Source organism: Candidatus Thiosymbion oneisti, from assembly GCF_900092655.1.
Classification (GTDB): domain Bacteria; phylum Pseudomonadota; class Gammaproteobacteria; order Chromatiales; family Chromatiaceae; genus Thiosymbion; species Thiosymbion oneisti.
Window position 1 is genome coordinate 1 of the sequence record NZ_FLUY01001186.1, and the last position, 19486, is coordinate 19486.

General features: G+C 58.6%; 20 protein-coding genes and 1 pseudogene. 4 read left to right on the forward strand and 17 right to left on the reverse strand.

The annotated features are described in order from the left end of the window. Nucleotides 1–407 precede the first annotated feature (407 nt). The gene (locus BQ17_RS11910; protein WP_256091563.1) at nucleotides 408–1340 is read left to right on the forward strand and encodes a lysophospholipid acyltransferase family protein; all 933 of its coding nucleotides are present in this window, start codon (nucleotides 408–410) and stop codon (nucleotides 1338–1340) included. 48 nt (nucleotides 1341–1388) lie between these two features. Here BQ17_RS11910 and soxZ read toward each other — a convergent pair whose 3' ends face one another. The 13 genes and pseudogenes from soxZ to nagZ all read right to left on the reverse strand — a co-directional run bounded on the left by soxZ (nucleotide 1389) and on the right by nagZ (nucleotide 10724). Continuing rightward, entirely contained in the window at nucleotides 1389–1703 is a 315-nt protein-coding gene (gene soxZ, locus BQ17_RS11915) for a thiosulfate oxidation carrier complex protein SoxZ (RefSeq protein ID WP_089727330.1), read from the reverse strand. Nucleotides 1704–1742: 39 nt separating this feature from the next. After that, nucleotides 1743–2216 carry a thiosulfate oxidation carrier protein SoxY gene (soxY, locus tag BQ17_RS11920; RefSeq protein WP_089727332.1) on the reverse strand — a complete coding sequence of 158 codons (474 nt, stop codon included), beginning with the start codon at nucleotides 2214–2216 and terminating at the stop codon, nucleotides 1743–1745. Nucleotides 2217–2546: 330 nt separating this feature from the next. Further along, nucleotides 2547–3845 (reverse strand): M48 family metalloprotease, encoded by a 1299-nt coding sequence (locus BQ17_RS11925; RefSeq protein WP_256091564.1) that lies wholly within the window; start codon nucleotides 3843–3845, stop codon nucleotides 2547–2549. Nucleotides 3846–4051: 206 nt separating this feature from the next. Further along, nucleotides 4052–4270 (reverse strand): annotated as a pseudogene (locus tag BQ17_RS11930) (HigA family addiction module antitoxin); the annotation flags it as partial. A 132-nt stretch (nucleotides 4271–4402) separates the two neighbouring features. Next, entirely contained in the window at nucleotides 4403–4930 is a 528-nt protein-coding gene (locus tag BQ17_RS11940; protein ID WP_218068245.1) for a DUF6398 domain-containing protein, read from the reverse strand. A 227-nt stretch (nucleotides 4931–5157) separates the two neighbouring features. After that, nucleotides 5158–5358, reverse strand: coding sequence for a hypothetical protein (locus BQ17_RS11945; protein WP_089727337.1), 201 nt, complete (start codon nucleotides 5356–5358; stop codon nucleotides 5158–5160). Continuing rightward, nucleotides 5355–5639: a DUF4258 domain-containing protein gene (locus BQ17_RS11950; RefSeq protein ID WP_089727339.1), complete on the reverse strand. Its 285-nt coding sequence runs from the start codon at nucleotides 5637–5639 to the stop codon at nucleotides 5355–5357. The genes BQ17_RS11945 and BQ17_RS11950 overlap by 4 nt, the downstream gene beginning before the upstream one ends. Nucleotides 5640–5736: 97 nt before the next feature. Beyond that, nucleotides 5737–6168, reverse strand: a complete 432-nt coding sequence (locus BQ17_RS11955; RefSeq protein WP_089727341.1) for a hypothetical protein — start codon at nucleotides 6166–6168, stop codon at nucleotides 5737–5739. 8 nt (nucleotides 6169–6176) lie between these two features. Next, nucleotides 6177–6815, reverse strand: coding sequence for a hypothetical protein (locus BQ17_RS11960; protein ID WP_089727344.1), 639 nt, complete (start codon nucleotides 6813–6815; stop codon nucleotides 6177–6179). Nucleotides 6816–7023: 208 nt separating this feature from the next. Then, on the reverse strand, nucleotides 7024–7872 hold the full coding sequence (locus tag BQ17_RS11965; protein WP_089727346.1) for a 3D domain-containing protein: 849 nt from the start codon (nucleotides 7870–7872) through the stop codon (nucleotides 7024–7026). Nucleotides 7873–8266: 394 nt separating this feature from the next. Continuing rightward, a complete protein-coding gene (locus BQ17_RS11970; RefSeq protein WP_089727348.1) occupies nucleotides 8267–9007 on the reverse strand; it encodes an S-methyl-5'-thioinosine phosphorylase in 741 nt (246 codons plus the stop codon). Between the two features lie 84 nt (nucleotides 9008–9091). Next, on the reverse strand, nucleotides 9092–9649 hold the full coding sequence (locus BQ17_RS11975) for a hypoxanthine-guanine phosphoribosyltransferase (protein ID WP_089727350.1): 558 nt from the start codon (nucleotides 9647–9649) through the stop codon (nucleotides 9092–9094). Nucleotides 9650–9677: 28 nt separating this feature from the next. Continuing rightward, on the reverse strand, nucleotides 9678–10724 hold the full coding sequence (gene nagZ, locus BQ17_RS11980; protein WP_089727352.1) for a beta-N-acetylhexosaminidase: 1047 nt from the start codon (nucleotides 10722–10724) through the stop codon (nucleotides 9678–9680). 797 nt (nucleotides 10725–11521) lie between these two features. On the opposite strand from nagZ, the gene pyrF reads away from it, so the two are divergent. Beyond that, nucleotides 11522–12244 (forward strand): orotidine-5'-phosphate decarboxylase, encoded by a 723-nt coding sequence (gene pyrF, locus BQ17_RS11985; RefSeq protein WP_089727354.1) that lies wholly within the window; start codon nucleotides 11522–11524, stop codon nucleotides 12242–12244. Between the two features lie 129 nt (nucleotides 12245–12373). Here pyrF and glmM read toward each other — a convergent pair whose 3' ends face one another. From glmM to folP, 3 genes are all read right to left on the reverse strand, one after another. Further along, nucleotides 12374–13726, reverse strand: a complete 1353-nt coding sequence (glmM, locus tag BQ17_RS11990) for a phosphoglucosamine mutase (protein ID WP_089727357.1) — start codon at nucleotides 13724–13726, stop codon at nucleotides 12374–12376. A gap of 22 nt (nucleotides 13727–13748) precedes the next feature. Further along, a complete protein-coding gene (locus BQ17_RS11995; protein WP_089727359.1) occupies nucleotides 13749–14213 on the reverse strand; it encodes a four helix bundle protein in 465 nt (154 codons plus the stop codon). Nucleotides 14214–14278: 65 nt separating this feature from the next. Next, the gene (folP, locus tag BQ17_RS12000) at nucleotides 14279–15070 is read right to left on the reverse strand and encodes a dihydropteroate synthase (RefSeq protein WP_218068246.1); all 792 of its coding nucleotides are present in this window, start codon (nucleotides 15068–15070) and stop codon (nucleotides 14279–14281) included. A 354-nt stretch (nucleotides 15071–15424) separates the two neighbouring features. On the opposite strand from folP, the gene trkA reads away from it, so the two are divergent. After that, nucleotides 15425–16798, forward strand: coding sequence for a Trk system potassium transporter TrkA (gene trkA / locus BQ17_RS12005; protein WP_089727363.1), 1374 nt, complete (start codon nucleotides 15425–15427; stop codon nucleotides 16796–16798). 6 nt (nucleotides 16799–16804) lie between these two features. Then, nucleotides 16805–18256, forward strand: coding sequence for a TrkH family potassium uptake protein (locus BQ17_RS12010; protein WP_089727365.1), 1452 nt, complete (start codon nucleotides 16805–16807; stop codon nucleotides 18254–18256). Between the two features lie 169 nt (nucleotides 18257–18425). Here BQ17_RS12010 and BQ17_RS12015 read toward each other — a convergent pair whose 3' ends face one another. Next, entirely contained in the window at nucleotides 18426–19295 is an 870-nt protein-coding gene (locus BQ17_RS12015) for a class I SAM-dependent methyltransferase (protein ID WP_089727367.1), read from the reverse strand. Nucleotides 19296–19486: the final 191 nt, after the last annotated feature.

Genomic DNA, 19486 nt, shown 5'->3' on the forward strand with positions numbered 1-19486 from the left:
ATTGATTTTCATCTGGCATTGATTTTCGGCTGGCTCCCCAGGCTCCAGCGTGGGAGCAGACCTGGTCCCGACGGAGGCGGGATCTTGACGCTCCAGCGTCGATTAAGCGCCTCGGTAGACTAACAGCCAACGCCGATCAGCACAGAGAAGCTGAGTCCGCGGGAGCGGACAAGCCGGCGTTCCCACGCTGGAGCGTGGGAACGAGCGCGAAATTTACAGCTTTTATGCCCTAAAATCAGTGTCTTAATTTTTAGACAGCCTCTAAGCCAGACAGGCTCTACACTGCCACACGGCACAATCCGAGCTTTTGAATTTCCCCCTCACCCCAGCCCTCTCCCGGAGGGAGAGGGAGTGAAATGCACAGATTGTGCCGTGTGGCAGTATAAGTGGTAACCATGAATCACAGGGTGGCAACGGAAAAGGACGAGAAAGGGCGTGGACAACGCGGTCCCAGCAGCTTGCGTGAACGCTTTGCGTTATCGGTTTTGCGGGCCATATCCTGGCTTCCCCTCTCCCTGGTTCACCTGCTTGGGGTCTGCGTCGGTTGGCTGATGTTGAAGATCCCTAATAAACAGCGCCGCAATGCCCTGATCAACGTCCGGCTCTGTTTCCCGCACCTCCAAGCTGCCCAGGCCCTTGCCTTTCGCCGGCGCTCATTCCTCGAATACGGTAAGACCTATAGCGAGGTCGCTTACCTGTGGCTGCGTCCGACCCGGAAGGTTCTAGCGCTGGTGCGTGAGGTTTCGGGCCGGGAGTTGTTGCACCGCGACGATGGGCGGGGGGTGATCGTCCTTTCCCCACACCTGGGCGCCTGGGAGTTGGCGGGGCTGTATCTTTCCGCCCAAGGACCGACAACGACGCTCTACAAACCTCAACCCGAGCTGGACTGGTTGATACGCGAGGTCCGGGGGCGCGCCGGCGCCGAGCTGGTCCCCACCGATCGCCAGGGGATCCGCAAACTCATGCAGGCCCTGCGGCGGGGGGAGTATGTCGGGATACTCCCCGACCAGGAGCCCAGGATGAACCCCGGCTCGGTGTTTGCTCCCTTCTTCGGGGTCCCTGCCTTGACCATGCTGCTGATCAATCGACTGGCACGCAAGACGGGGGCGCGCGTGATTTTTTTGTTCGCGGTGCGGCTCCCCCGGGCCCGGGGTTTTCACATCCATTGCCTACCGGCGCCGGTAGGAATCGATTCCGAAGACGAAATCACCGGCGCCACGGCACTCAATCGAGGTATCGAGCATGCCGTCACTACCTGTCCGGAGCAGTATCTCTGGGCCTATAAGCGATTCCGCCGGCGCCCGCCGGGTATGCCGAAGCTCTACCAGGGGCCGCTGTAAGCAACGGGTGATAATTGGATGGTCAACCGCCGCCGGTTGACCCAGGGCTTATTTGATCTCGGTTGCGGCCGAGCCGCTCTCGCCCTTGTTGTCGGTCCAGGCGAGCTGAACGGTCTCGCCCTTTTTGGCGCCTTTGAACCTGAAGGCAATGTAGGGATTCTTGGACACGCCGCCGCTCCACAGGGCCTTCATGACCTCCTTTTCCTGCCAGGTGCAGACCACTTCCTGAATGAAGTGGGCGGGGATGAGCTTCTCGGTCGCTTTGTCCTTGCGCCGCCCGGTCTCCATGGGGTGACTCATCAGCGCCTTTACCTCGGTTACCTCGCCCTTGAGCTTGGCGCGCATCTTGATCGGATTTGCCATTCTTCAGCTACCTCTCACCTCGTATTCGTTTAAAGGGCGTCAGCCGCCGCAGCCGCCGATGGTCACCTTGACGTCCTTGGACGCGCTCAGGACCTGATCTCCGGCCTTGACGAGGGCGACGACGGTTGCCGTCTTGGCCATCTTGATTCGGGTCGATACGAAGCCGAGCGCGCCTGCGCCCAGGTTGAAAGAGGCGACCAGGGGCGTCTGGTTTCCGGTGGCGATAATCGAGATGGAATCGATGCCTTCCACGTCGGCTTCTACGGTCACCGGGACCACGGCGCCATTCTCGGCGATGTCCGGGGCCTTGAGCTTGACGCGGTCGCTGGGCTCATAGGTATTGGTGCCCAAGAGTTCCTTCAGGGCGTCATCCAGCTGCTTGGCCGTGAAGGCGCTTTCCGGCCAGGCCGCCAGCACGGCACGCGGTGTGAGCAGGCCGGTTCCCACTGCGGCACCGACCGCGCCCGCGGCCAAGGATCCCTGGAGCAGGATTCTGCGTTTCGGGTCAGTCATTGACAATCTCCAGTCGAGAAACGATTGAGGGTTACGGATTGGATTCTAACGAAGGGTCCGGTGGTCCCTGACCGCGACGAGCCCCCGCTCCCGTCGTAGCAAGGCATCCTGTTGTTAAGACCGCTTGTTGAGCGGGGGAAACGAAAGTTCCGGTAAGCTTAACCCAAGTCAGTGCCCACTGAGAAGCTGTCTGGTTAAAGGAATCTGCTGGCCTGTGCGGACCTCGCGTTGGGTGTAAGTTGCGTTAGTATCAACACACCCTAATGCTTCTCCCTACCCTATGCCTACTCTGCGGTTCAGGGCGACCGGCAGCCCACTCTACGGTCACCATCAACGCCTTTTCTTGGCGTCTTTTGCTTCCCGTTTGATCGCACCGAGCCTGACCTGAATCCTGGACGCATCGTGGTAACTCAGTCCCGGTTGTCGCAGGGCGATCTCGAGCTGATGGATCGCCGGTTCCAGGTCGCCCTCGGCATAGAGCTTTTCCGCTCGGTAGCGATGGGTTGCCGCCTTTTGCCCTGCCTTGAGGGCAGCATCTGACATCCGTTGGTAAATCAATGCCTGGCCGGGTCTCCTGCGTGTGACCTCCTCCAAGGTCTTGAGCGCGCGCGCGGGATGTCCCGCCGCCATGAGGGTATCGGCGTAGGCGATACGCAGTGGGATATTCGATGGTCGCAGCCCGACGGCGGTTTGCAAGGTCTTGATGGCGCGGTCCCTGGCACCGCTCTTGGCATCGATCCGCGCTTCCAGAATGATGAACTCGGCCTGGTTCGGGTGCCGGGCGATCAACTTCTCCGTCATCTCGCGTGCCGCGCGGATTTGGTTGCCGCGGGCCAACCCCAGGGCACAGCCGTAGCGCGCGGCGAGCTCGTTACGGTAGCGTTTGCTCTTGAGCTGAGACCGGAAATGGGCGATCGCCTTTTGCGCGTTGCTGAACGAACGCGCGCGCAGACGGGCGCGTATCAGGTGAAAGCGCAGATCGTCCGGTCGTTGCTTGTGTCCGTAGCGGTCGGCACGGCCAAGGGCGTCAGCGGTGCGGCTGCTGGTAACCGGGTGGGTTTGCAGATACTCGGGGGCGCTGATCTCGTGGGTGCGACTTGCCCTGCCCAGACGCTCGAAGAAGCCGGGCATGGCATAGGGATCGAACCCGGCGGCAGCCAGGGTAGCGATACCGATACGGTCCGCTTCCTTCTCGTTCTCGCGGGTGAAGTTGATTTGCCGCTGCACCGTGGCGGCTTGAATGCCGGCGGCGGCCGCTGCTCCGAGGTCCGCATCGACCTGCGCCCCGAGGACGGTGGCGGCGATGAGCGCGGCGGTCGCGGGAATGCTCAAACGCTTCTGGTCCTCGAAGAAACGCATCAGGTGACGCTGGGTCACATGGGCGATCTCGTGGGCCAACACCGCTGCCAGCTCACTCTCGTTCTCGCTGGCGAGCACCAGACCGGAAAAGACGCCGATGTGACCATCGGGTCCGGCGAAGGCATTGATCGCTGGATTTTCGATGAAGAAAAAGTTGTATCTGCCTGCTCCCGTGGTACTCGCGGCAACCAACCGATTGCCGAGGCTCTGCAGGTAGTCGGTGAGTATGGGGTCGTCGATGACCGATAAGGCCTTGCGCACGCTTTTCATAAACTCCCTCCCCAGACGGCGCTCCTGAGCCGAGGACATCACCAAGTCCGCAGAGCTCCCGAAGTCGGGGAGGTGAAGTTGCTGGGCCGGACTCCAGGTTGCGGGAAGGAGCAAAGTGAGCGCGACTACCACAGCGGGTGTCAAACCGCGCAGCAACCCTGAGATCGGGAGATTTTTCATGTCTTTTGAGCGTGGGAAAGCAATCAAAACTCCGCGCTGTTTCCAAAAAGGCGCGATAGGCTCAGCGCCATCTCAGGACTGACAGCGCGGCGCTCCCGCAAGAGCTCGTTGACCGATTGACGCGACACACCAATTGCCCCTGCGAGACCACTCACTGTCAGTCCATAATCCGGCAGAAAGTCCTCCCGCAATATCTCTCCGGGATGTGTGGGGCGGCGCTTGATACCCGTGTTAGCAATGCTCACCCTGACCTCCGACATTCAGTGGTAATCGCAGACTTCAACGCCATATGCGTTGCCATCTTCAAACCTGAAACATATCCGCCACTGATCGTTGATGGAATTGGCGCTTTTTGCCGTCCGAGTGTATTTGCATTGTTATGTGCCTGTGGCTTCCTCTTTTGGAATATATGGTATTAAGCCTTTCTTATAAGCAATTTCTTGAACTTCAAGCGGCATGTCTCTTACATCTACCATTACACCGTTGACGGTAAGCACCCAAATGAGTGGATTTTTATCAATATTACTTTGAAGAGACCAATTTGGATCCATTTGGTACATATCAAGTAAATCACGTACTAACCTTGATTTCCCTTGACCCGTACTTTGACCAACGCCGAATGCTTTATATAAATCTGAAGCACTAATATAAGGGTTTTGACTTTTGTCAAAAAGAAAGTTAACCATGCCAATTGCGTGCGTAACACCACAAGCCCAAGTGGCAGCTTTACCTTTTTCTAATGGTGATGGGCGCTTTCTACATAGTGCAGCGACAGCATATCGTATTAATTGTGCATATTCTTTATTGAGGTGCGTTTCAGAAAATTGATCAGTAATGGTTATTATTTGGTTAAATTTTCTCTGCATGTTTTTTGGAACATTCTCTGATTTTTTAGGTACGCCCATTATTCAATCTCCTAGATTTTATATTACACATAACGCTATGGCTCAGTCGCGCACAGCGAAGCAAGCGTCGACTGGAGCCAGTGGTTAGGCGCTATCATAGACTTTCTATTACTTCGAACTTCACAAGGTAGGGCCGTAGGCTGGGGTGAGGTACGAACCCCAGCCTACGCGGGCCACCTCCGTTTCTTCTGTTTGACTGGCTTCGGTGTTCACCCGCTTATTAATCGTCACGCCGCTTGGTGTTTTGCGAGGAGCTCCCGCACAGCTGGAACCAACTCTGTTGGAACCCCGATTAGGGTTTGTTCCGACATCTCGAACGCCGCCTCATCTTCAGCGAGTGCTTCATCCTCTGTTTGAGCCTCGTAGTGGTTAAGGACTCTCCTTACGCGATCTTTATCCCAACCAGGGGGGAAGACATTTTTCTTCATTTCGATTTTCTCCGATGTCTGCGCCGGAGCGCTTTCAACGGCTTGCTCTTGAGTTCGTAAGCTGTGATAACAAAGACGCTGTTTGGTTCCGCATCAGGTACGTAGATCACCCTCAAGAACCTACCGGAAAATGTGCGACCGAGCGAAATCCTTGCTCCTCCTTTGCCAGAGCGATCTTCTATCGGATTGACCAGAATTTCTTCGACATCAGTTTCGGCGACATTATGTCTATAAATGTGCGGCGCATCGGTTTCCAAGTCTATGAAGAAGCGGATGTTCATCAATTACGCATCGATTTTTGGCGGCCAACGCCAAACTAAGGGGCGCGAGTGAGAATGCTGGGGTTCGCAAGCTCACCCCAGCCTACGCGGGCTGTTCCTACTCGGATTCACCGGTACCAGCAATGTTCTGAGCATAGATGTCAGTCGTCAACGTGACTTCGAGCAGGCCACTTGGTATTCGAGCGAACTCGACATACCGGTTATTGAGAAATAGGCGGTTATTTCCAGCCTTCCGGAAACCGCGATCAAGAAAGTATCGAGTAATCTCCCGTTCTGCCTGGACGAAATCTGTCGTCCGAAAGCGAACGGCGCTCGCCGGAAGTTTCGGACCGTCCCCACTGGTAGAGTAGTAAATTGGGTCCTCTTGCAAACCGGACAGCGGGACGTCTCGAATGATCTCGGGAATCATGACGTAATACAAGAAAGTGCCCCTCCCGGTCGTGACGTCCTCCATAAAAAACAGCCGCATTGCCCCGTAGGCTACAAAGATTACTACGGCGGTAGGAATAATCCACTTGAGCTTCGTCATGGCAGCCGTTATTTCCTCACCAGACCGAAGAGCTTCCCTGGTCCCGCCGGAGTGATAGAGGACAAAAAAGGCGGCAACATCGCACACACTGGGGAGCCTCTATGAAAAAGAAATGGCAACGGGAGGTAGTTCTTATGAATACCGGGCAACCCAAATTTGTCCCAAATATCGAGTGCCTCCTCCTTCGACACAGGGTGGCACATTGCGATATAGTTTGGCCCCGGTCGCACTGCACGGTAAAAGCCGATCAGATTGGAGACTAAATCTTCGGCGCTGAACCCGCTGTCGGTAAACCACCGGAAAGGCCAATATGACTGAAGACGTTCGAATTTCTCCGACACATCGAGGTAGATGCCGAGGGCTACCCGTTCTTTCTGTGCGGTAGACAGGCCCTTCTTGATCCAGAACCGGCTTCCGGTCCCGACACGTACTCCGAACCTCTGCATGCCCTGGATCATCGGAATGATGTGGGTCGTATTCCCCGGCATCGGGGTTCCACGCTCGAAGCGAACACGATCCCACAGATCTCGTGCGCCATCCGGGCGAGCGTGGCCAAGATCTATCCAGCCACACTTACGTGTGTAGATCATCCCGTTTTGCAGGGCATTCGCCCCGGCTCGACCAACCACGTCGCTGCGTTTTCCCATTCAGAGTTTACCTCCGAATTTCATGCTGAATTTTGTATTTTGAAGCTTTGTTTTCGTATTCAAATAGTTTTGAGTAGCCAATCCTTCTGCGGCATCGCGCCAGGTAGAGATCACGCATAAAAAGGACACCCACTTTGTTTGCTACTCACTCGAAAGGTACGGATGGGTGTAACAAACAAAATGGGGGTCCTTTTAACGAGATAGGTATTCAATCTGCAACGGTTCTCCAATTGCTTCGAATGAAGTTATCGGTCTCTTGGCGCAGTTCTTTGGCGATATTGTTGTCCCTGTTAACCACATAGTAGGTCGTTTCCTTTGGTGCAACAAATTCGCGATTGAGAGAATCCCTACAGGTGTTGCTTCTCTTGCTGTAGTTCAAACATTCGCCGGTAAAGATATCGAATCGTTTAGCACCTGTTATTGCCGATCCAACATCCCCAACAATGAAGCAGCCATCTACTACTTTTCCGGTCTGCGGGCATTTCTTCTGCTTCATCGAGGGAATGTAAACAACTGTTCCGCTCGGATAGTGGTTTTTGTCTGCAGCGAGCGTTCGACATGGATCTAAGGCATTCATGGTATTATATTGCGATTGTCCACTGCCCTTTCCGAATTTGAACGGAACCACACTGCGATCGTACCGATTGCCCCAGGGCCTGCTCGGTCCCGCGTAGTTGTATAGCCACTCGCCGACAATGCATGACCCTTCGATATTTATACAAGCTTTACGGTCTACTCCGCGCAGGCCACCATCCTGCCCAGGCTCAAACATCGGAGTGAAATACTGTGTAGCCTTCCGAATCTGTTCTTCCCTGTAACCTTCGTTACCCTGCTCTATGCTCTGCGCGATTCTTTCGCAGCTTGGGGCTAGAAACTGATCCACCTGTCGCTTGGAAAGCGATGTCGCTCCCGCCTTCTCTGATTCCGCAGCTGTAGGTGTTGTTAGTGCAGGCTCCGGAGAGGATTCGGTATTAGAACTCGAGCGATGCGAAGAGCATCCCGATGGTGTAACAATAGCGGCAAAGACAAGAAGCGCAACGGATACAGAGCGGTTCATAGTGTTCCCTCATGGGTTGGTGGAAAGAGGCTAACAAGTAGTAGACGACAAGTCGCCGTGTTTAAATACGTCGAAACACCTTATATACCACGACTATTGCTTCTTTTTCAAATTCATGACTATCTCCATCAACGCACCTGGGAGCCTGTCTGACTTACGACTGTTCTACTGCGGAATCGAGAGGAGACCGCTCGGATTTCGCACCCGATCTCGTTAAACAGATACACTATTCGTGTCGATCGAGCAAAAAAAATCTGCCTTGAGCCCCTCAATCCCTGCTTCGCCTTATTTTAGTTCTCTGACCTGTAGGGTGGGCTGTGCCCACCAGCTAGGCGCGTGAGTGGTGGGCATAGCCCACCCACAGGTTATATGCAAAATATACAGAAATTGAGTACTAGTCCGCACCGGCCAAGGCCGTAAGAATACGCTCGATGCGAGCGCTGCAAGCTGCGACATTGGTCTCAATCTCCTCCATGCGTATCTCTCCGCTCGCCTTACCGGCCGCCCAGTTGACCACAAAGGCAAAACAGGCGTAGCAGAGTCCGAGCTCCCTGGCTAGGGCCGCTTCGGGCATTCCGGTCATACCCACGAGGTCGCAACCGTCTCGCTCCAAGCGCATGATCTCGGCCGCCGTCTCGAGGCGCGGGCCCTGGGTCGCGCCGTAGGTACCGCCGTCCTCTACTTCCAGATCAGAGTCCCTCGCCGCTCTGAGCAGGGCTTGGCGCAGATCCTCACAATAGGGCCGGGTGAAATCGATGTGCAGAACTTCGCCCTGATCCCCGTCGGAGAAGCTATGGGCCCGCCCGTAGGTATAGTCGATGATCTGGTCCGGGACGGCGAGGACCCGGGGACCGAAGGCACCGCCGATACCGCCGACCGCCGCTAATCCGACGACCCGCTCGGCACCGCAGGCCTTGAGTGCCCAGAGGTTGGCACGATAATGGATCCGGTGCGGTGGTATGCTGTGCCCCGTCCCATGCCGGGGCAGGAAGAAGAGCTCGGCACCGCCTAAAAGGCCCCGTGTGACCGGTGCCGAAGCCGGACCATAGGGGGTATCGGGCTGTTGGTGATCGAGGACCTGGAGTCCCGGCATGGCAGCGAAACCGGAGCCGCCGATGACAGCCAGTCGGCTCATGTCAAACATCTCCGGCAGACTTGGAGTGCGGCGGCCACATTACCTTAGGATTTATTGGGATCTAAAGGACCTGCTGAAGGGTTATCAAACGTCCTCATCGGCCACCGCATAGATACCGTCGGCATTGCGGAAGTAGCCCATATAATCCAGGCCATAGCCGAACAGATAGCGATCCGGGAGCCGCACACCGACGAAATCCGCCTTGAAATTGTTGGTGTGCTCGCGCGTTTTTTCCACCAAGACCGCGGTATGCACATTGGCCGCCCCGTCTTCTCGGCAGGCCTTGACGACGGCATCCAGGGTAACGCCCGCGTCGAGGATATCGTCCACCACCAGCACATACCGACCACGCACGGAGGCCGCGGGCCGATGCAGCCATTGGAGGTCTCCGCCGCTGGTGGTCCCCCGATAGCGGGTGGCGTGGACATAGTCGAGGGTGAGGGGAAACCCCAGCCGCGGCAGCAGACGACCGACGGCGATGACTGCGCCGTTCATGACGCACAGCACCACGGGGTCCCGTTCCGCCAAGACCTTGGTGATCGCCCCCGCCAGCCGGGCCAGAATCCGCTCCATCTCCGCACCGGATACGAGCAGCTCCGCCCGGCCCATGACGGCGGTGTACCGCTCCCGTGACAGCCGCATCGTGCTTATCCCTCTCGGTCGCTGATATTCAAAGATCCAAGCTCGGGGCGTCCAAGGCCTCGAGCTCCCCAATGGCGTGCAGGGCCTGCTGCCAGCGCGGTTCCAGGTGCAAACGCGCACGTTCGAGGCCGCCGCGACCGTGCATGCGCAGACAGCGCAGATGCGCGGTGGGGTCGTCGTGTCCACGCAGGGACTCGATTATGTCCAGTGCGGCGGGACGATTGTTGCATACCAGAAGGACGTCGCAACCCGCATCCAGGGCCGACCGGGCACGCTCCGCGTAACCACCGCCGGCTGCGGCCGCGGCCATATCCAGGTCATCACTGAAGATGACGCCCTGAAAGCCGAGCTTCTCGCGCAGGACCCGACGCAACCAGAACGCCGAGAAACCCGTGGGGTTTGGATCCACCTGGGGATAGACCACATGCGCCGGCATGACTGCCTCCAGACCACGCCGGATCAGGCGCTCGAAGGGGATCAGGTCCTCTGTCTCGAGGTCGTCGAAGGATCGGTCATCAACCGGCAGCTCGGTGTGGGAATCCGCGGCCACGCCGCCGTGTCCGGGAAAGTGCTTGCCTACCGCGGCCATGCCGGCCTCGTGCATACCTTCGCGCCACGCCAGGGCAAGCTCCGTCACCCGATCGGCGCCGGCGGCAAAGGCACGGTCTCCGATCACCTGGCTCACCCCTCGGTCCAGATCCAGAACCGGCGCAAAGCTGAAGTCCATACCTACGGAGCGCAGTTCGGCGGCCATCAGCCAACCCACGGAATGCGCGGCACGCCGTGCGCTCACCGGATGCTCACGACTCAGTTCACCGAAATGGCGGGCGGGCGGCAAACGCGTAAATCCTTCTCGAAAGCGTTGTACCCTGCCGCCTTCCTGGTCCAGGGCCACCAACAGGTGAGGATCGCGCAAGTCGTGGATGGCGGTAGTCAGCGCAGCGACCTGCTCCGGATGCTCGAAGTTGCGGGTAAACAGGATGACCCCGCCCACCGCCGGGTGGCGGAGAATCTCGCGTTCCTCCGCGTCGAGCTCGACGCCCCCCAGATCCAACATCACTGGTCCCAGAGACATTACTCAGCCCTCCCCCTGTGAGGGTGTCGCAAAAGCCCCTCTCCCGCCGGGAGAGGGGTTGGGGAGAGGGGGGCAAAGGGCGGAGATCGGTGCCTTTTGCGACACCCTCCTGTGGGGCCTGATCACCGATCCCCGAACCGCTGCCAGGCTTCGTCCACTTCATCCCTCGTCCCTTCTTAAACCAGCAGACAAAAACCGTTTCCCTTATCGGCTCGTCCGAATGGACTGGAGAGAAAAATTCCTTCCACGCCTCTTGCCCAGCCAGGCATGCACCCGGTGCGAAATATCCGCCAGGGTCCCGTCAAGGTCGCAGACCCAAACGGTGTTTTCAGACTTTTCCATCAAGCGCTCTCTCCTCGGTTCGGGATGACAGCTCGTGTCGATTCGTGTCTATTGGTGGCTCTGCAGCCTAGAGTACCATGGGATATACTGGTTATGGTCGGCGCTGATCGGTCCAGCGTGACAGACTGCGTGCGCCATCGGGGGGTGGCCTCTCTCCCGCCGCCCTGCTTGTCCGATCCTGGATTATTTAGTGTTGCCCGAGAAGGCGTCGTGTTGCGTTACGCCGCGTCCGATGCCGTATCCCCCGAGACGTTTTCTCGCGCGGCTAACGTACCCTACACACAAGGCGAGGTCCGCGCGGGCCAGCAGCACGGCGGGCAACTCTAAGGGTAGGTTGCGTTAAGACGCCGGCACCATCGTAGATCAGCGAGTCTTTGGGCGTCGTAACGCACCTAGCCTCGCCTCCAATATCCCCAAGGCCATACTGGCAGAGATTCTCGTAAAAGTGGGCATTTATGAGCAACCAAGGTTCGCGGAAAGACATTCCGGTCAGAGACCGTTTGATCCTGGCGCTGGATGTGCCTGACAGGGATACCGCTCTGGAGACGGTGGAATCGCTCGGCGATTCGGTCAACTTCTACAAGCTCGGCCTGGAACTCTTCATGTCCGGCAGCTACTTCGATCTGGTAGAGCAGTTACGTGACCGCGGTAAGCGCGTCTTCTGCGACCTGAAGTTCTTCGACGTACCGGAAACGGTAGCCCGTGCGGTGCGTCAACTCAAGGACCGCGGCGTGGACTTTACGACCGTGCACGGCAATGACTCGATGTTGCGGGCCGCCGTCGGCGAGAAGAACGGGCTGAAGATTCTCGCCGTCACAGTGCTGACCAGCCTGGATCAGGGTGACCTGGAAGACCTTGGCTTCCAGTGTGATGTAGAGGCGCTGGTACGCTCGCGCGCGCAACGTGCGTTGGAGATCGGCTGCGACGGCGTAATTTCATCCGGTCTGGAGATTTCGTCCCTCCGGAGAGATCTGGGCGATCAGTTCATCATCGTCGTCCCCGGCATCCGTCCGGTACAGAACCGCCCGGTAGACGACCAAAAGCGTGTCGTTACCCCCACCCAGGCCTTCCAAAGGGGTGCCGATTTTATCGTCGTCGGGCGACCAATCCGTGACGCCGAGGATCCACGCGCCAAGGCCGAAGCGATCCAAGCTGAAATCGCGGCTGTTTTTGCTTGAGCTAAGTCCGGTCCGACAAGAAACCTATTTAATCCGCAGATTACGCGGATTTCCACAGATTATTTCGTTCTTAATCTGTGGATAAAGAAAGCCCGGTTCACCAAACCGCGCCAAATAATTCAGGATTGCTCAGCCGGCTATCCGGGCCCGTACCACATCCGTCAGGCGGTTGGCGATGGAATCCACCTGGGCCTCGTCTATACCCTCCACCATAACCCGGATCAGGGGCTCGGTACCGGATGGACGCAGCAGCACGCGCCCGCATTCACCGAGCTCCCGCTCCGCCGATCCAACGGCATCCCGTATCTCGGGTAAGCCGACGATGTCTCTCTGCTCATCCAACCGGATATTGATCAACCTTTGGGGATACTTCTGCATTTCACCTGCAAGATCCCCCAGATCCCTGTCCGCATCTTCCATCGCTGCGAGTACCTGGAGCGCCACCACGATGCCGTCGCCGGTGGAGGTGCGATCCCGGCAGATGATGTGCCCTGAGGGTTCACCTCCCAGGATCCCATCATCCTGCTTCAAACGCTCCATAATGTAGCGGTCGCCCACCTGGGTACGCACGAAGCCTACGTCAAGTCGCCGCAGGGCGTGTTCCAGCCCCAGGTTGCTCATCAAGGTACCCACGACCTCGCCCTTGAGGTATTGCTGCTCCAGACGCGATTTTGCGATGATGTAGATCAGTTGGTCACCATCGATCAGATTGCCATCCCTGTCCACCATCAGCACCCGGTCTCCATCCCCGTCGAAGGCCACCCCGAGATCCGCACCCTCCTGCACGACGGCCTCTATGAGCGCCTCGGGGCTGGTGGAGCCGACCTTCCGATTGATGTTGAACCCGTCGGGCTCGTCCCCGATGGTTATAACCCGCGCCCCAAGCTCCTCGAACACGTCCGGTGCCACGTGATAGGTCGCCCCGTTGGCACAATCCACCACCAATTTCAGACCCCTGAAGCTCATGGCCGCCGGGATGGTGCTCTTGCAGAACTCGATGTAGCGGCCACGGGCATCGTCCACCCGCCTGACCTTGCCCAGCTCGGCGGGACCGACCGTATGCAGCGGTCGGTCGAACTCACGCTCGATCGCCGACTCGACCGCGTCCGAAAGCTTATCGCCATCCGCCGAGAAGAACTTGAGACCATTGTCCTGGTAGGGATTATGAGAGGCGCTGATCACGATGCCGGCAACCCCCCGTAGGGTACGCGTCAGGTAGGCGATGGCGGGGGTGGGCATGGGACCGAGCAGTCGGATGTCCATGCCGGCGGCGACCAGACCAGCCTCCAGGGCGGATTCGAACATGTAGCCCGAGATGCGGGTGTCCTTACCGATCAGCACCTTGCCGCCCCGCCCCCCGCCGAGTACACGCCCCGCGGCCCAACCTAGCTTGAGCGCGAAGTCCGGTGTGATGTTCCCCTCGCCCACCCGCCCCCGAATGCCGTCGGTACCGAAATATTTGCGCGTCACCTTTTCACCCATCTATCACGTCTATCGTTCATGCTCAGCGGCGCGGCTTGTCCACGTCCGCTGCAGCGCCTGGTTGGACTTTGATTCCTTCGGGATCGTTATCGGGATCGAGTCTTCCGATTCCATACGGCGCAGAATCCTCTCCGACGCTGTAGCCTCTTCCTCCCAATCGACTGAGCATTGCGGCTATGCGGTCCAGTTCAATCTTGTGGCTCTGGCTTTCCTCTACGCTGAGAGCCTTGCCGACTACTAGAACATCCTGAATGGCGGCGCATTCCAACGCCGATCCGCGGGCAATTTCGAAATAACGTCTTCGATCCCCTTCTGAGCTCTTGCCGTTGCCTTCGGCAATGTTCAACGGGATCGATTGGCTAGCGCGAAGCTGCTGATCGCGAGCATGCCGATGGGTACCGCTCAGGGCACTTGCCTTTTCGTACACCCAGGCAACGTAGCTGATCGAGAGGCGGTAAACGTCAAGTTTTTCGTGCCCAAGTCCCATTGTGCGTTTCGATTTCGATAACGATTCCGATTTGGATTATTCAGCCCCACAATGGAAACTCCGGACTATAGTTCGGACGGCCCACAACCGCGTACTGCCCAGGCCACGCGCAGGGCATCTACCGTGGCGACTACATCGTGCACCCGCACCAGGCGGGCTCCCCGTTCGACCGCAAGCACCGCGGCCGCCAGGCTCCCCGCCAGACGCTCAGTGACCGACCTGCCGGTGAGGGTACCGATCATGGACTTGCGCGACAGGCCTACCAGGACCGGAGGCCCGAGCGAGCATAGCTCGCCAAGTCCCGCCAGTAACGCCAGATTATGCGCCAGTGTCTTTCCGAAACCAAAGCCGGGATCTACCAACACACGCTCGGGGTCCATACCGACACCGACGCAGACCTGGATCCGCCGGCGCAGGAAATCTCGAACCTCGGACACCACATCGCGATAGACCGGCGCCGCCTGCATGGTCCTCGGCTCTCCCTGCATGTGCATCAGGCACACCGGCACGCCGGCCTCGACTGCGGCCTCCAGGGCACCCGGTCCGCGCAAGGCGCGCACATCGTTTATCATCCCGGCCCCGGCATTCACCGCGGCGCGCATGACCTCCGGCTTGCTGGTATCGATGGAGATGGGTACGGAAACGCGGGGACCGAGGGCCTCGATCACCGGCACCACCCGCTCGATCTCCTCAGGCCCCGAGACCGGGGCGGCCCCCGGCCGCGTGGACTCGCCGCCGATATCGAGGATATCGGCGCCCTCTTCCACCATGCGCTCCGCGCGACGCAGCGCACGGTCGACACCGAAAAAATCACCCCCGTCCGAAAAGGAATCGGGGGTGACATTCAAGACGCCCATCACACAGGGACGGGACAGATCCAGCGACCTGCCCCCGCAGTTTAGGCGCTGTTGATATTCATCGTTCACGGTCCGATCGCGGCCCTTTTCCGCATGACTTAAATTGCGGTTCGGTGAACAGGATCCGTAGGATGCAGTGAACGCCTTCTGCGTGTCTGCCCACGCGTCCCTGCACGCAGACAGGCAGGCAACGAACCGCATCCCGATCGGATCCTCTACCACCGGGCAGGCAGCCTATCCTATACTACGGCTGACTAGCCCGCATATTGAAATAAATTGAGAACTGAAGTGCCGTCAGCCGCTCCGGTGAGATATGCGGGTTAGTGACTGGTAGCTGACAGCCGGACGCTCAAAATGAAAATTATCATCCTCGGCGCCGGCCAGGTGGGTTCTTCGGTAGCGGCCAACCTGGTCAGCGAGGCCAACGACATCACGGTGGTCGACCTGAAGCCGGAGTTGTTGCGGGAGCTGCAGGACCGCTTTGACCTGCGCACGGTAGAGGGTCACGGGGCCCATCCGGATGTGCTGGTGCGGGCCGGCGCCGGGGATGCGGATATGATCATCGCCGTCACCAACAGCGATGAGACGAACATGGTGGCCTGCCAGGTCGCCTACACGCTCTTCAACACGCCCACCAAGATCGCCCGGGTACGCTCCCAGGACTTCCTGGACCACCCCGAGCTCTTCTCCCTTGAGGCCCTGCCGATCGATGTGCACATCAGCCCCGAGCGGCTGGTTACCGAGCACATCATGCGCCTGATCGAAAATCCCGGGGCCCTCCAGGTGCAGGACTTCGCTAATGGCCGGGTGCGTCTGGTGGCAGTGAAGGCGTACCACGGGGGTCCTTTAGTGGGCAATAAGCTGCGCGCCCTCTACGACCACATGCCCAACGTGGATGCCCGGGTGGCCGCCATCTACCGTCAGGACCAAGCGATTCAGCCGGAAGGGAACACGGTCATCGAGGCCAACGACGAGGTCTTCTTCATCGCGGCGCCGCGGCACATCCGGGCCGTGATGGGCGAGCTGCGCCGACTGGAAAAACCCTACCGGCGGCTCATTTTCGCCGGGGGCGGCAACATCGGCACCCGGCTGGCCACCGCCTTGGAGCGCAACTACCGAGTCAAGGTCATCGAGTGCATCCGGGACCGCTGTAAACGCATCGCCGAGGGGCTGGAGCGGACCATCGTGCTCCAAGGGGATGCGGCGGACGAGGAGCTGCTTATCGAGGAGAACGTAGAGAACACGGACGTATTCTGCGCCGTGACCGATGACGACGAGGCCAATATCCTCTCGGCCATGCTGGCAAAACGGCTGGGGGCCCGTAAGGTGATGGCGCTCATCAACCGCAGCGCCTACGTAGACCTGGTCCAAAGCAGTCCCATCGACGTGGCTATCTCGCCCCAACAGGTCACCATCGGCAGCCTGCTGAAGCATGTGCGGCGGGCAGACGTGGTAGAGGTGCACTCCTTGAGGCGCGGCGCAGCCGAGGCCATCGAGGCCGTCGCCCACGGCGATGCAGGTTCCGGCAAGGTTATCGGCAACGCTATCGAGGACATCGAGCTGCCCAAGGGGACCAACATCGGCGCCATCGTGCGCGGCGATGAGGTGATCATCGCCCACCACGACATCGTCATCGCGCCCGAGGATCACGTGATCATGTTTTTGCAAGACAAACGGCGAGTACCGGAAGTCGAGCAGCTGTTCCAGGTGGGTGTGACCTTTTTGTGAGGGGGTATGAAATCATCCGCGGTGCGCAAGGTCCTGGGTCTGCTGCTGACCCTGTTCAGCCTCAGCATGATACCGCCGGTGCTGGTCTCCTTGTGGTACCGGGATGGTGCGGTGCTGCCCTTTCTCAGTGCCTTCGGGCTCATTCTGAGCACCGGTCTGCTCATCTTGGTTCCGGTTATCCGGCGTAAGGACGACCTGCGCCTGCGCGACGGCTTCCTGGTGGTGGTCCTGTTCTGGACCGTGCTCGGAGTCAGCGGCTCGCTGCCCTTTATGCTGGCGGATAGCCCCCACCTGTCTATTACCGACGCCATCTTCGAGTCCATATCCGGACTCACCACCACCGGGGCAACGGTCATCATCGGCATCGACGAGCTGCCCCGCTCCATCCTCTATTACCGCCAGCAGCTCCAATGGCTGGGTGGGATGGGCATCATCGTTCTAGCTGTCGCCGTGCTGCCCATGCTCGGCATCGGTGGCATGCAGCTCTATCGGGCCGAGACCCCAGGGCCCATCAAGGACTCCAAGCTCACACCCCGCATCACCGAGACCGCCAAGGCCCTCTGGTACATCTACCTGGGGCTGACCATCGCCTGTGTTGGGGCCTACTGTATCGCCGGCATGCCCCTGTTCGACGCCGTCGGCCACGCCTTCTCTACCGTCGCCATCGGCGGCTTCTCTACCCACGACGCGAGTATCGGCTTCTTCGACAATACGGCGATCGAGATGGTCGCAGTGGTCTTCATGCTACTCTCGGGCGTCAATTTCGCCCTCCACTTCATAGCCTGGAACCGCCGGCTGCCGACTGCCTACCTGCACGACAGCGAGTTCCGTTTCTACATTTTCCTCATGAGTGCCTCTGCCGTCGTCGTTACCTTGGCGCTCTACTACACGGGTACCTACGACCTGTGGTCGGAGGCCTTCACCCAGGGGCTGTTCCAGGTGGTCTCGATCGGCTCCACCACCGGGTTCACCACGGCCGAGTTCTACATCTGGCCACCCTTTCTCCAGATCCTGCTGCTGTTTGCCAGCTTTGTCGGAGGCTGCGCCGGCTCTACCGGCGGCGGCATCAAGGTGATCCGGTTTCTGCTGCTCATCAAACAGGGATTGCGCGAGATCGCACGCCTGATCCACCCCAGTGCCCAGCTGCCGGTGCGGATGGGGTCGAAGACCGTCAACAACCGGGTGGTGGACGCGGTCTGGGGCTTCTTCTCCCTCTATGTGGCCAGCTTCACCGTCATGTACCTGGCCCTGGCGGCGACGGGTATCGATCTGGTGACCGCCTTCTCCGCCGTGGCGGCCTGCATCAACAACCTGGGGCCGGGGCTCGCCCGCGTCGGCGCCAGCTATGCCGACCTGCACGATCCGGCCAAGTGGATCCTGTGCTTCGCCATGTTGCTCGGGCGCTTGGAGATCTTCACCCTGTTGGTACTCCTCACCCCAGCGTTCTGGCGGCGTTGAGGTCAGTCGTCAGCTACCAGTCCCTAGCTTCCAGCAATTGCGCAGCAGCTGCGGGAGATGGCCGCGAATAGAACGGAACCATCTCTTCTCCCATCACTAATCCGGTCATGGTAAATTCCCGCCGATTAGATATTCATGCCGAAACCCATGCACCTCAATACATCATCTTTCATAACGAAGTCGATTTAATTCCCGCGGCTACAATAATACTCGTCGTAGGGTCGGTATATTCTCCATCGTAGAAATTGCCGAATTCTTCGATGACTTCACGTACAGCGGCATTACGTTCATCAGGGTCGAAAGAATCAAAGAAGGGTTGGAGTGGAGCGGCCAGCTCGTAGATCTGCTCCCACATTTCTTCGGGAGGGCCCAGCCATGGGCAGGACACCACTTTTTGCTGTTCCATCAGTTGCGAGAATCCGGCGTTATTCAGCGCTGCCGACAAACTGCCGGATTCGGCAAAGCGGAAAGGGTGTTGCGCCTCGGGTGGTAATATCGGAGAGGCTTTTCGTTTTGCGAAAGGAGAAATCACGATGCGCGCAAAATTGTTCTTCTCAACCGGTCCCCAGACCACGAATGCGGCTCGACCGCCAGGTTTGAGTACACGTAAGATTTCTTTCAGCGCGCGTTGACAATCCCAAAAGTACATAACACCCAACCGGCAGGTCACCGCATCAAAGCGATTGTCGGCAAACGGCAAATCATGGGCGTCTGCCTCCCGGAATTCGATATTATCGGAATCTCCGCAGTTTTCCCTGGCAACGGCCAGCATACCTTCCGACAAATCCGTCGCAACCACCTGGCCCTGGGGACCCACGAGAGATGCGATCGTAACTGCCGGTTCGCCTGAACCGCTGGCGAGATCCAGGACCTTGCTCCCTGAAGCGATTTCCCCTGCTTCAAGTAAGGCTTGCGTCATCTGTTGGAGGTGGGGAACTGTTTTTTTGTGCCAGCGACGCCATGCATTGACCGTGCGATCGGCCATCCACTCTTCCCGCACGATTTCTGCAAAAGAGTCGTTCGCCTTCTTTGAAGACATGAGCGGAATCCCCTCAAACACTGGAACAGGGTATCTACACTACGTCCGAGCACGTCTTGAATTCAAGGGCTGACGGCCGGCTGGAAAATCCCTCGCGGGGGATCCGGGGTTGACCCCTGAAGTATCCCCACAAAAATCCCCTTCGGTGTCAGTCGGCCAGGAGGGCGTTATGCTCATCGGCGACCCATTGA

Bases quoted from the DNA above. Each gene is read 5' to 3' on its own strand.
- BQ17_RS11940 (WP_218068245.1), bottom strand. From the start codon at position 4,930: ATGGGCGTACCTAAAAAATCAGAGAATGTTCCAAAAAACATGCAGAGA.
- glmM (WP_089727357.1), bottom strand. From the start codon at position 13,726: ATGGGTGAAAAGGTGACGCGCAAATATTTCGGTACCGACGGCATTCGG.
- BQ17_RS12010 (WP_089727365.1), top strand. From the start codon at position 16,805: ATGAAATCATCCGCGGTGCGCAAGGTCCTGGGTCTGCTGCTGACCCTG.
- BQ17_RS11955 (WP_089727341.1), bottom strand. From the start codon at position 6,168: ATGACGAAGCTCAAGTGGATTATTCCTACCGCCGTAGTAATCTTTGTA.
- BQ17_RS11960 (WP_089727344.1), bottom strand. From the start codon at position 6,815: ATGGGAAAACGCAGCGACGTGGTTGGTCGAGCCGGGGCGAATGCCCTG.
- BQ17_RS12015 (WP_089727367.1), bottom strand. From the start codon at position 19,295: ATGTCTTCAAAGAAGGCGAACGACTCTTTTGCAGAAATCGTGCGGGAA.
- BQ17_RS11950 (WP_089727339.1), bottom strand. From the start codon at position 5,639: ATGAACATCCGCTTCTTCATAGACTTGGAAACCGATGCGCCGCACATT.
- pyrF (WP_089727354.1), top strand. From the start codon at position 11,522: ATGAGCAACCAAGGTTCGCGGAAAGACATTCCGGTCAGAGACCGTTTG.
- soxZ (WP_089727330.1), bottom strand. From the start codon at position 1,703: ATGGCAAATCCGATCAAGATGCGCGCCAAGCTCAAGGGCGAGGTAACC.
- BQ17_RS11975 (WP_089727350.1), bottom strand. From the start codon at position 9,649: ATGCGGCTGTCACGGGAGCGGTACACCGCCGTCATGGGCCGGGCGGAG.
- BQ17_RS11995 (WP_089727359.1), bottom strand. From the start codon at position 14,213: ATGGGACTTGGGCACGAAAAACTTGACGTTTACCGCCTCTCGATCAGC.
- BQ17_RS11925 (WP_256091564.1), bottom strand. From the start codon at position 3,845: ATGAAAAGCGTGCGCAAGGCCTTATCGGTCATCGACGACCCCATACTC.
- folP (WP_218068246.1), bottom strand. From the start codon at position 15,070: ATGGGCGTCTTGAATGTCACCCCCGATTCCTTTTCGGACGGGGGTGAT.
- soxY (WP_089727332.1), bottom strand. From the start codon at position 2,216: ATGACTGACCCGAAACGCAGAATCCTGCTCCAGGGATCCTTGGCCGCG.
- nagZ (WP_089727352.1), bottom strand. From the start codon at position 10,724: ATGTCTCTGGGACCAGTGATGTTGGATCTGGGGGGCGTCGAGCTCGAC.
- BQ17_RS11945 (WP_089727337.1), bottom strand. From the start codon at position 5,358: ATGAAGAAAAATGTCTTCCCCCCTGGTTGGGATAAAGATCGCGTAAGG.
- BQ17_RS11970 (WP_089727348.1), bottom strand. From the start codon at position 9,007: ATGAGCCGACTGGCTGTCATCGGCGGCTCCGGTTTCGCTGCCATGCCG.
- BQ17_RS11965 (WP_089727346.1), bottom strand. From the start codon at position 7,872: ATGAACCGCTCTGTATCCGTTGCGCTTCTTGTCTTTGCCGCTATTGTT.
- trkA (WP_089727363.1), top strand. From the start codon at position 15,425: ATGAAAATTATCATCCTCGGCGCCGGCCAGGTGGGTTCTTCGGTAGCG.